The organism is Endobacterium panacihumi (assembly GCF_050847465.1).
Taxonomy (GTDB): Bacteria; Pseudomonadota; Alphaproteobacteria; order Rhizobiales; family Rhizobiaceae; genus Neorhizobium; species Neorhizobium panacihumi.
Genome location: NZ_JBOZRA010000005.1, coordinates 268,737 through 278,526, shown reverse-complemented (window position 1 = coordinate 278,526; position 9,790 = coordinate 268,737). Strand labels below are relative to the sequence as shown.

Sequence of the window (9,790 nt, the reverse complement as noted above, 5' to 3'; positions counted from 1 at the left end):
CAGAAATGCAGGTGCGCCCAACCGGCCCAATCCTGCCGCCCTCCAACATTCAGGGCAATGCGCTGATGGTGGTGATCGCCATCATGTCCTTCCTCGCCTGTCTCACACTCGGCGGCGTCAGCATGGTGCGCGCCACCGCCTCCAGCTGGGAAAGCCAGATCTCCCGCGAGATCACCATCCAGATCAAGCCGGATGACGGGCTGGACATGAACGCCACGCTTGCCAAGGCGCGCGATCTGGCGCTCAGCTTCGTCGGCACCAAGGGCGGCACGATCATGGATGACGGCGCCACCGCGCGCCTGCTCGAACCCTGGCTTGGCAGTGGCCTCGACCTCAAGGAACTGCCGGTGCCGCGCCTCGTCATCATCACTATCGACGAAAGCAATCCGCCGGATTTCCAGGCCATGCGCGACCGCCTGCATGCGGAAATTCCGCAGGCGTTTCTGGATGACCATCGCACCTGGGTCGATCGTCTGGTCTCCATGGCAAAGACCACGGTGATGATCGGCGGCGGCATTCTCATTCTCGTCTTCACGGCGATGATCCTGACCGTTGTTTTTGCCACCCGTGGCGCCTTGTCGAGCAACCGCCACATCGTCGAAGTGCTGCATTTCGTCGGCGCCGAAAGCGGTTTCGTGGCCCGAGAATTCCAGAAACACTTTTTGATGATCAGCCTGAAAGGCTCGGCCGCCGGTGGCGTGCTGGCGGCATTGTTGTTCGCCATTGCCAGCTTCTGGCAAAGCCGCTCGCTGGCGACGCCGGAAAGCGATCAGGCAACCGCACTGTTCGGCACCTTCACCATCGGCATGGGTGGTTATCTCGGCATCATCGCCACGATCGCCATCATCGCGCTTCTGACCACCCTGACGGCTCGTTTCACGGTGATGCGCACGATCGACGAGATCGATCTGGTCCGCTCCGATCCTGCCCGCTCCGACGGGCTTCCCTCGTCCTGACCGGCAGTCGTTGATCCGCTCTCAAATATGGCCCTGTTCTTGCCGCGAATCTCGGGCTAAGGACAGAGCATGAGACCCGGGATGACCAGCAACGAGCAGGAACCGCAGCGCAAGCCGGAACGCCGGAAACGCAGCGGCTGGCTGTCACGCAGCAGTCCGCTTCGCCGGTTTGGGCGCTGGGTAATCTTTTGCTGTCTGACCCTGATTGCCGTGTTCTGCGGTGGTTTTTTATGGTTTGCCAACGAGGTGACCTCGCTCAAGGCACCCGACGGGGTGAAGGCCGACGCGATCGTTGTGCTGACCGGCGGTTATCAGCGCATCGATCAGGCGGCCGGCCTGCTGCGTGATGGCGCCGGCAAACGGCTGCTGATTTCCGGCGCGCACCCGTCCGCCACACCGAACCAGATCCGCAAGACCACGCAGGTCTCCGCCGACCTGTTTTCCTGCTGTGTCGACATCGGTTATGACGCGATCGACACGATCGGTAATGCCAACGAAATCATCCGCTGGATCCATGACCACGACTATCGCTCGGTACTGGTGGTGACCAGCAACTACCATATGCTGCGCAGTCTGCATGAACTGCGCCGGCGCGATGGCGAAACGAAGTTCATCCCCTACCCGGTGATCAACTCCGATCTGGCACGCAAGGCATGGTTTGCCGATCCAGATGCGCTGCGCATCATGCTCGCCGAATACGGCAAGATGGGCGCAGCAATGGTTCGTGATTGGGCAGGCATGACGCAGGGCAGCGGGTTGCGAACCGACGAGGACGACACGACGCCGAAAGACAATTGAGGTCGATTTTCATCGGCACCACAACAATACACGAGCTTTCCTCACCCACGGATATCGTGTAGGCACCGCATGTCTCTCCATCCGGATATGCATTCATGCTGCTCTTGCGTTCGATCCTGTTCAACACCGCGTTTTACGTCAACATGATCACGCGGATGATCATCTTCGCGCCCGTCTATTTTCTGATGCCCCGCAAGCCGGCCTTTTTCGTGCCAAGGGGATGGGCGTCGTCCTCGAACTGGCTGATGGAAAAGATCGTCGGTGCAAAATTCGAGATCGAGGGAATGGAGAATATTCCCGAAGGTGGTTGCATCTTCGCACCAAAGCACCAGTCGGCCTGGGACACGTTTGCGCTCCTGCCCTACCAGCGCGATCCGGTCTATATCCTCAAGCGTGAACTGATGTGGATCCCGCTCTTCGGCTGGTATGTCGCTAAGCAACGCATGATCCCGGTCAACCGCGGCGCGCGCGGCAAGGTCATGGTCGAGGTGATGAAGCGCACAAAGCAAGAGATGGATGCCGGCCGCCAGTTGATCATTTATCCCGAAGGCACACGCCGCGCGCCGGGCGACACGCCCGATTATCGTTATGGCATCGCCCGCATCTACCGCGACATGCAGGTACCGGTCGTGCCGATCGTTGCCCATTGGGGCCTGTTCTGGGGGCGCCGCAAGCTGGTCAAATATCCCGGCCGTTTCAAGGTAAAGATCCTGCCGCCGATCCAGCCGGGCATGGAGCCGGACGCTTTCTTCACCCACCTGATCGCCACGCTGGAACAGGCAAGCGACGAACTGCTTGTTCAGACCACGATCGACAACCCGAACCTGCCGCTTCCACCGACTGCTGCGAAACGGCTTGCGGAACTGCAGGCGCAGACCGTTTCCTGATCATTGATCGAGCGCTGCTGCCCCCTGTCGTTGCAGCGCTTCCACCCGGCTGCCCACGCCTTCTAGCCATAGGTCACGGATTCCCATCTCGCGCAAATGGCTTAGCGTGCTGAGCACATAGGCATCGTTCGGGCCGGACTGACCGACGGAAGCGTGAACAACACGGGACGCTTCTTCCACCCCAAGTGCACCGGCATATTGCTGATGACTGCGATCAACGACATAACCGACCGCTTGCAGCTTGCGCCCATCCGCAAGCATCAACGGCAACATGCGTTCCAGATAAACATTCGTCACAAGTTCGCGTTCACGTAAATAAGCCATGACGGGTTCATGGAGCTCTGCCCGCACCTTGAAGGCGACACCGCGGCAGGAGCCACCCCGATCGAGCCCCAGCACGAGCCCCGGATTTTCAGGCGTACCGCGGTGGACGAAAGAGCGGATACAAAGCGACCTGCGGTATCCGAACGCACGCGCGGCCAGCCGCTCTTCATACTCAAAGCCCGGATTCCACATCAACGAGCCGTAGCCAAACACCCAAAATTCGTCCATATCCGACGCAACACCTCTGCAATCGAAGCACCATTGGAGAACATCATGGCAGCGTCAAGCCGGCGGAGCGTCAGCGGCAAAATTTGGTTTCTCGCAGCCCTGATCATTCTGGTGATCGGCGTTTACACGGGCGGCTGGTTTTATGCCGCATCGCTCCTGAAGGAACGGACCCTCACCCTGCTCGGCAGCCAGCAGCAGGCTGGCGTCAATGCGGAATGCACGGATGCCGAATATCGCGGTTATCCATTCCGCATCGGCCTGTTCTGCTCAAAGGTGTCGGTCGATGACCGCAACAATGGCGTATCGGCCGTCTTCGGCAGCCTTCGTTCGGCGGCGCAGGTCTATGATCCCAAACATGTCGTCTGGGAACTGGACGGCCCGTCGGAAATCCGCACCAGCCATGGCCTGAACATTTCCTCGCAGTGGGAGAGCCTGCAATCGAGCCTGACCGCCAAGGGCCGCGGCGTCGAACGTTCGTCCACGATCATCGGTGCGCTACAGTCGGCGATTGTGTCATCGGCCACCGGCCAAACCTTCAACTTCGCCGCCGCCAACACCGAAATGCATCTGCGCCAGAATGGCGCGGATCTCGATGCGGCGATGACGGTGACCAATGCCAGCCTGACCGGTGGCAACCTGCCACAAGGCCTGCCTGCGCTGACAACAAGCGCCGATGTGAGCTTGACCGGCAAGGCCGGGCTGATCGATGGCAGCGACCGCAATGTCTCGCTTTACGGTGCCGAAGGTGAGATTCGCAATCTGTCCGCCGATCTCGGCGAAGGCCGCGTCATTACGCTGTCCGGCCCGTTCAGCTTCACCGCCGACGGCCGCATCAACGGCAAGATGAAGCTGCGGGTGGAAAAGCTGGAAGCGTGGAAGGCAAGCCTGGAAACAATCATTCCCGGCATCGGCCCGATGCTGAACAACGCCACAAACATGCTGTCGGCGCTCGGTGGTGGTGATCGCGCTTCGATCGATTTCACCATCAGGAACGGGAAAATTCTGGTCGGCGGCTTCATCGCAATCGGTGAAATTCCGCCGATCTGATTATTTTTTCGGGTCCAGCGCGTGGCGTCCGAAGTCCGGTGCGTCCACGTCCTGGCCGGCCTGAATGATGGAGCGGCGAACATCGCGGGTGCGGGTGAAAAGCTCGAACAGCTTGTCGCCCTCACTCCAACGGATCGCCCGCTGCAGATAGGCCAGGTCTTCCGAAAACCGCGCCAGCATTTCGAGGATCGCTTCCTTGTTGTGCAGGCAGATATCCCGCCACATGGTCGGGTCGGACGCGGCCAGACGCGTAAAGTCGCGGAAACCGGAGGCCGAATATTTGATGACTTCCGATTCCGTTACCGTCTCCAGATCATCGGCCGTGCCGACGATATTGTAGGCGATGATATGCGGCAGGTGCGAAACGATGGCGAGCACCTTGTCATGGTGCTGCGGATCCATGTCATCGACACGCGAACCGAGTGCGATCCAGAAGGCCTTCAGCTTTTCCAGAGCCTGTGCATCCGTATCCGGCAGCGGCGTAAAGATGCACCAGCGATCACGGAACAGACCGGCAAAACCGGCATCCGGGCCAGATTTTTCCGTACCAGCCAACGGATGGCCCGGAATGAAATGCACACCTTCCGGCACGAACGGTGCCATTTGGGCAATCACGGACGCCTTGGTCGAGCCGACGTCCGTCAGGATCGCGCCCGGCTTGAGGTTCGGCGCGATCTGTTCGGCAACGGCGCCGGACGAACCGACCGGCACCGATACGATAACGAGATCGGCATCCTTCACGGCCTCGGCAGCGGAAGAAACGTAATGTGTGCCAAGCTCCAGCTCTTCCGCGCGCTTCAGCGTTTCAGTGCTGCGCGAGGAAATCACCACCTCATTGGCAAGACCAAGCTGTTTCACATCACGGGCGATGGAAGAACCGATCAGACCGATACCGATCAGGGCAATACGATTGAACTGCGGATCACTCATACGCTTTTCGCCATAAACTCGCCGAGCGTTTCGATAACGCCGCGGTTTGCTTCTTCCGGACCAACCGTCATGCGCAGAGCATTCGGCAGACCATAACCCTTCACTGCACGCAGGATGTAACCACGGCTGGAGAGAAAGGCATCCGCATCCGGCGCACGCTTGCCATCCACATCCGGGAAGTGAATGAGGATGAAATTAGTGACCGAAGGCGTGACCTTGAGGCCGATCGTCTCGAAGGCGTGGGTCAGCTTGTCGAGCCACAGCTTGTTGTATTCAACGGCATTGCCGATGAAGGCCTGGTCGCGCATGGCGGCAGCACCGGCAGCGATGGCCGGAGCGTTGAGGTTGAACGGGCCGCGCACGCGGTTCATCGCATCGACGATTTCCAGCGGGCCATACATCCAGCCGATACGCAGCGCCGCCAGACCATAGACCTTGGAGAAGGTCCGACACATGACGACATTGCTGTTGGACGACACCAGTTCGATACCGGCTTCGTAATCGTTCTTGCGGACATATTCCGCATAGGCCGCATCGAGAACCAGAATGACGTTTTTCGGCAGGCCGGCCTGCAGGCGGCGGATATCGGCAACCGGCGCATAGGTGCCCGTCGGGTTGCCCGGATTGGCGATGAAGACGAGCTTTGTCTTCGGCGTCACGGCCGCCAGAATGGCATCGACATCGACCGTATAGTCCTTCTCGGGCACGGTCACCGGCGTGGCGCCGGCACCCATGATCTGGATCTTGTAGACCAGAAAGCCGTGCTCGGTGATGATGGCTTCGTCACCGGCGCCGAGATAGACGTGGCAGAGCAGGCCCAACAATTCGTCGGAACCGTTGCCGCAAAGAATATTGGCGGCGTTCAGGCCATTGATCGAGGCAATTGCCTCACGCAGGGCATGCGCCTGACCGTCCGGATAAAGCTCGAGATTGCCGGCCGCCTCGCGGAAAGCCTCGATGGCTTTAGGGCTGGCGCCGAGCGGCGTTTCGTTGGACGAGAGCTTGTAGACGCGAGCCACACCTTCCGCATGATCCTTGCCGGGCACATAAGCGGCAATATCCAGGATACCCGGGCGCGGAGCGGGCTTCATCATCTCGGTGCTCATCAGACAGACCTTCCAGGGAATACGCCGGAAAAGCCGGCGAAAGATTGCCCAGAGGCAATAAAACGGAAGCGCCGTCTTGTCGAGTGGAAGAGTTAGTCGCGGTTGCGCGTGGTCGGCACGCCCTGCGGCGCCAGAACCGGCACGAAGACACGGCGGGACGCGCGCGCTGCCACCGGCAGGCCCTGATACAGCCGCTTCTGCGCCTCCACCACGATCACACCCGAAAACACCGGCCAGAAACGCCGCCCGCCCTGCTCGAACAAATGCCGCAATTTCAGCAGGAACCGTAGTTTCGACGGCGGAAAAAACAGGGCTTCAGCACTAGCCGACGGCGTGAAATTGCTCTCCCGCAGAAGCGATGTCAGCTGGCTGCGCGAATAGGGCCGGCCGGAACCGAAAGGTGTATGCTCCATGCGCGCCCACACACCGCGACGATTGGGCACGACGATGACCAGACGCCCACCCGGCGCCAGAACGCGCCAGATTTCCTTCAGTGTCTCGCGAGGATTTTCGGCAAACTCCAGCGAATGCACCATGAGAAAACGATCTATCGAGGAATCCGGCAGCGGCAGCTCCTCATCGAATACCAGCGCCGTCGAGGAGAGTTCGCCTGGCGGCCAGTTTACTGCGCCCTGTCCCGCCGGCATGAAGGCGAACGTGCGTTCGGTATCCTTGCGGAAACGGTCGAGATAGGGAACGGCATATCCCATGCCGACCAGGCGTTCCTCCGGCAACCGCGCCCAGAGAGACGACAGCGCCATGGCAATCGACTGTTCGGCCACGCGGCCGAGCGGTGTCTGATAAAATTCACGGAGGTCAACGATATCGGCGTGCATGGTAATTTTGCTATCAAACGGCTGTTGGACTTCAAGGCCCCAATCTCTACATTGTTCTGAAAGCCATTCAAACAAGAGAGGCCGATTGATGAAATCCCTGGAGATCGAAGTCTTTTCATGCCGCAGCGATAACTATGGCGTGCTGGTGCACGATCCCGAGACGGGCCTGACCGCCTCGATCGACGCGCCGGAGGAAAAGCCGATCGTGGAAGCCGCCGAACGGCGCGGCTGGAGCATCAGCCACATCTTTACCACCCACCATCATACGGACCATGTGGAAGCCAACCTAGCGCTGAAGGCGCGTTTCGGGCTGGAAATCATCGGCCCGGTCAATGAGGCCGTCGCCATTCCGGGCCTCGACCGCAGCGTCGAGGATGGTGACGAGTTCCTGTTCGGCGAACATCCCGTGCGGGTGATCGAGACACCCGGCCATACGGCGGGCCACATCTGTTTCCATTTTCCCGAAGACAAGATCCTGTTTGCCGCCGATACGCTGTTTGCACTCGGCTGCGGCCGCCTGTTCGAACGTCCAGCCGCCGACATGTGGCATTCTCTACAGAAACTGGCCGTCTTGCCGGATGAAACCGCAATCTATTTCGGCCACGAATACACGCTATCCAACGCGCGCTTCGCGCTCACCATCGATCCGGACAACGAGGCATTGCAGCGCCGAGCCGCGCAGATCGAGGAAATGCGCGCCGAGGGCCGGTTCACGATACCGACCATGATGGGACTGGAGAAGGAAACCAATCCCTTCCTGCGCGCCACCGATCCATTGATCCGCCGCAACCTGATCATGGAAGGCAAGACCAATGAGGAAGTGTTTGCCGAAATCCGCAAGCGCAAGGACAATTTCTGAATGACCGGCAGCGTAGAGGAGATCATCACCACACTCGGCATGCAACGGCACCCGGAAGGCGGCTGGTATGTCGAGACGTTTCGGGATGACCATGGCGCGCCACGCGGCCACTCGACCGCGATCTATTATCTGCTGCAGGCAAGAGAGCGTTCACATTGGCACAGGGTGCGCGATGCCGCCGAAGTCTGGCACTTTTATGCCGGCGATCCACTGCTGCTGAAAATCTCGGCCGATGGCCATGAAATGGAAACCGTGACGCTCGGCACTGACCTTGCCGCCGGCCAGAGACCGCAAGCTGTAGTGCCTGTCGATGCATGGCAATCCGCAGAACCGCTGGGCGCCTTCACACTTGTCGGCTGCACGGTGGCACCGGGCTTTGATTTTGCAAGTTTCGAAATGGCGCCGCCTGATTGGCAGCCGAAGAAGTCTTGAACGCCGGCCTTATTCGCCGGGATGATACTCGCGTTTGTTCTCGCTATGGCGAACCCAATAATACGCGTAGGCCCAGCCGCCTGCTGCGATGCTGAGCGGCAATACAGTGAATGCGTAAATCTGCAAACCGGTCATAGCAGACCTCGTAAGGTGTACTTGACGGATAACTGCAATACAGCGGCGGCAAAAAACCAACAGGAGCCGACAACCACCACAGTCACCGTGCTGGCCACCGCCCCGACAGGCGCATAAAACGCCGCCGCGATCGGCGCAAACACGCCGACCGTCAGGCAGGAGGTCGATGCCCGGTCAAATGCATTGGCGATATATTTCGTCTGCTCGTTATGGAAGACCGACATGTCCCAACTCTCCCAAGTCGGAATGCATATTACCCCTCACCCACCGTATTTCGTCGCCTTCACGTAGAGCGGCCCCATACGGGTCGGGATATAGGCATAGACCGGCGCATAGACATTGGCACCATCCGCCTTCGCGAACCAGACTTCCATCGAAACCGTCTTTAGATATTCGATATCAGAACGGCCTTTTCGATAACCCGATTTCGGTACGTAGCGGATCGAGCAGACAATGGCGTCACCCTTGAAGCCGCTCGTGGAAAATTTCTCCGTGCCCTTTGCCGTCAGCACCAGATCAAGTCGAGACTCACCATCATAGATCGGCAGCTTGTTCGGGCAAACCTTTGCGTCGGCCGGAAAAATCATGCCGGACAAAGGATCAAGCACCGAGCGCAGGTCGGCATCCCGGATGGGGACCCACGTCGAAGGCCGTGCCTTGGGCTCCGGCTTCACTGTCGTCGAGACGACATTGCCGTTGCGATACTGAACGTCGTAAGTCTGAGTTTTCTTCTTTGTCGTATAGACCAGAGAATAGGAATTGGCTTGCAGCCGATCTCGGCGCATGGACCCTTTTACCGTCGTTTCCGCGGAGGTTTTCGCAATCACATCGACGATACCCGCAGAACTGAAACGACCATTGATCGTATAGGACTTGTCGTCGAACGAGCTAGCGAAGGACATGCGAGCCACCGGCAGGATGCCGAGAGAGACACTATACTCACTCGTATGGCTGATTTCGGCGGCGCCGACAGGTAAGGCCGCAGAAAAAGCGGTGACGGCGGCGGCGAATGCGACGGAAGTCTTGGCGACCATGAACCAGTCCTGACCTGAGAAATGTTGACGTCATATAGACGTGCCACTATGGCAAGAAAATAGCGCGATGCGCAGCCTGAACCGGGATTATCCCGATTCGGTTGAAGGTTTGGCTTGACGCGCGCGGCCCTACTGACTATAGAACCGCAACTTTCCAATCAGGACCAGTTGGATCGGCTTGTCAGGCGTTGCCCGAAAGTAGCCTCCAATTGCAGAAG

The 9,790-nt window shown here is 59.3% G+C and carries 12 protein-coding genes; 6 read left to right on the top strand and 6 right to left on the bottom strand.

What is annotated here, in order from left to right; all coding sequences use genetic code 11:
• Positions 1-5: 5 nt before the first annotated feature.
• The 3 genes from ACRQ1B_RS21345 to ACRQ1B_RS21335 all read left to right on the top strand — a co-directional run bounded on the left by ACRQ1B_RS21345 (position 6) and on the right by ACRQ1B_RS21335 (position 2,641).
• Entirely contained in the window at positions 6-956 is a 951-nt protein-coding gene (locus ACRQ1B_RS21345) for a cell division protein FtsX (RefSeq protein WP_432296153.1), read from the top strand.
• 81 nt (positions 957-1,037) lie between these two features.
• On the top strand, positions 1,038-1,754 hold the full coding sequence (locus ACRQ1B_RS21340) for a YdcF family protein (protein WP_432296061.1): 717 nt from the start codon (positions 1,038-1,040) through the stop codon (positions 1,752-1,754).
• Positions 1,755-1,849: 95 nt separating this feature from the next.
• Complete coding sequence (locus tag ACRQ1B_RS21335; protein WP_432296060.1) at positions 1,850-2,641, top strand: lysophospholipid acyltransferase family protein; 792 nt, start codon at positions 1,850-1,852, stop codon at positions 2,639-2,641.
• Here ACRQ1B_RS21335 and ACRQ1B_RS21330 read toward each other — a convergent pair whose 3' ends face one another.
• Complete coding sequence (locus ACRQ1B_RS21330) at positions 2,642-3,193, bottom strand: gamma-glutamylcyclotransferase (RefSeq protein WP_432296059.1); 552 nt, start codon at positions 3,191-3,193, stop codon at positions 2,642-2,644.
• A 45-nt stretch (positions 3,194-3,238) separates the two neighbouring features.
• On the opposite strand from ACRQ1B_RS21330, the gene ACRQ1B_RS21325 reads away from it, so the two are divergent.
• Entirely contained in the window at positions 3,239-4,240 is a 1,002-nt protein-coding gene (locus tag ACRQ1B_RS21325; protein WP_432296058.1) for a DUF2125 domain-containing protein, read from the top strand.
• Here the strand turns inward: ACRQ1B_RS21325 and ACRQ1B_RS21320 are convergent, their stop codons facing one another.
• The 3 genes from ACRQ1B_RS21320 to ACRQ1B_RS21310 all read right to left on the bottom strand — a co-directional run bounded on the left by ACRQ1B_RS21320 (position 4,241) and on the right by ACRQ1B_RS21310 (position 7,112).
• Positions 4,241-5,170 carry a prephenate/arogenate dehydrogenase family protein gene (locus ACRQ1B_RS21320; RefSeq protein WP_432296057.1) on the bottom strand — a complete coding sequence of 310 codons (930 nt, stop codon included), beginning with the start codon at positions 5,168-5,170 and terminating at the stop codon, positions 4,241-4,243.
• Positions 5,167-6,276 carry a histidinol-phosphate transaminase gene (gene hisC / locus ACRQ1B_RS21315; RefSeq protein ID WP_432296055.1) on the bottom strand — a complete coding sequence of 370 codons (1,110 nt, stop codon included), beginning with the start codon at positions 6,274-6,276 and terminating at the stop codon, positions 5,167-5,169. The genes ACRQ1B_RS21320 and hisC overlap by 4 nt, the downstream gene beginning before the upstream one ends.
• A gap of 92 nt (positions 6,277-6,368) precedes the next feature.
• Positions 6,369-7,112 (bottom strand): class I SAM-dependent methyltransferase, encoded by a 744-nt coding sequence (locus ACRQ1B_RS21310; protein WP_432296054.1) that lies wholly within the window; start codon positions 7,110-7,112, stop codon positions 6,369-6,371.
• Between the two features lie 88 nt (positions 7,113-7,200).
• Here ACRQ1B_RS21310 and gloB point away from each other — a divergent pair, with 88 nt between their 5' ends.
• Together gloB and ACRQ1B_RS21300 are read left to right on the top strand one after the other, a co-directional pair.
• The gene (gene gloB, locus ACRQ1B_RS21305; RefSeq protein WP_432296152.1) at positions 7,201-7,971 is read left to right on the top strand and encodes a hydroxyacylglutathione hydrolase; all 771 of its coding nucleotides are present in this window, start codon (positions 7,201-7,203) and stop codon (positions 7,969-7,971) included.
• On the top strand, positions 7,972-8,403 hold the full coding sequence (locus tag ACRQ1B_RS21300) for a cupin domain-containing protein (protein WP_432296053.1): 432 nt from the start codon (positions 7,972-7,974) through the stop codon (positions 8,401-8,403).
• Positions 8,404-8,534: 131 nt separating this feature from the next.
• Here ACRQ1B_RS21300 and ACRQ1B_RS21295 read toward each other — a convergent pair whose 3' ends face one another.
• Both ACRQ1B_RS21295 and ACRQ1B_RS21290 read right to left on the bottom strand, forming a co-directional pair.
• Entirely contained in the window at positions 8,535-8,762 is a 228-nt protein-coding gene (locus ACRQ1B_RS21295) for a hypothetical protein (protein ID WP_432296052.1), read from the bottom strand.
• Positions 8,763-8,798: 36 nt separating this feature from the next.
• On the bottom strand, positions 8,799-9,572 hold the full coding sequence (locus ACRQ1B_RS21290) for a DUF3108 domain-containing protein (protein WP_432296051.1): 774 nt from the start codon (positions 9,570-9,572) through the stop codon (positions 8,799-8,801).
• Positions 9,573-9,790: the final 218 nt, after the last annotated feature.

Excerpts from the sequence above, each read along its gene's own strand:
- ACRQ1B_RS21345 (WP_432296153.1), top strand. The coding sequence starts at position 6 with ATGCAGGTGCGCCCAACCGGCCCAATCCTGCCGCCCTCCAACATTCAG.
- ACRQ1B_RS21340 (WP_432296061.1), top strand. The coding sequence starts at position 1,038 with ATGACCAGCAACGAGCAGGAACCGCAGCGCAAGCCGGAACGCCGGAAA.
- ACRQ1B_RS21335 (WP_432296060.1), top strand. The coding sequence starts at position 1,850 with ATGCTGCTCTTGCGTTCGATCCTGTTCAACACCGCGTTTTACGTCAAC.
- ACRQ1B_RS21330 (WP_432296059.1), bottom strand. The coding sequence starts at position 3,193 with ATGGACGAATTTTGGGTGTTTGGCTACGGCTCGTTGATGTGGAATCCG.
- ACRQ1B_RS21325 (WP_432296058.1), top strand. The coding sequence starts at position 3,239 with ATGGCAGCGTCAAGCCGGCGGAGCGTCAGCGGCAAAATTTGGTTTCTC.
- ACRQ1B_RS21320 (WP_432296057.1), bottom strand. The coding sequence starts at position 5,170 with ATGAGTGATCCGCAGTTCAATCGTATTGCCCTGATCGGTATCGGTCTG.
- hisC (WP_432296055.1), bottom strand. The coding sequence starts at position 6,276 with ATGAGCACCGAGATGATGAAGCCCGCTCCGCGCCCGGGTATCCTGGAT.
- ACRQ1B_RS21310 (WP_432296054.1), bottom strand. The coding sequence starts at position 7,112 with ATGCACGCCGATATCGTTGACCTCCGTGAATTTTATCAGACACCGCTC.
- gloB (WP_432296152.1), top strand. The coding sequence starts at position 7,201 with ATGAAATCCCTGGAGATCGAAGTCTTTTCATGCCGCAGCGATAACTAT.
- ACRQ1B_RS21300 (WP_432296053.1), top strand. The coding sequence starts at position 7,972 with ATGACCGGCAGCGTAGAGGAGATCATCACCACACTCGGCATGCAACGG.
- ACRQ1B_RS21295 (WP_432296052.1), bottom strand. The coding sequence starts at position 8,762 with ATGTCGGTCTTCCATAACGAGCAGACGAAATATATCGCCAATGCATTT.
- ACRQ1B_RS21290 (WP_432296051.1), bottom strand. The coding sequence starts at position 9,572 with ATGGTCGCCAAGACTTCCGTCGCATTCGCCGCCGCCGTCACCGCTTTT.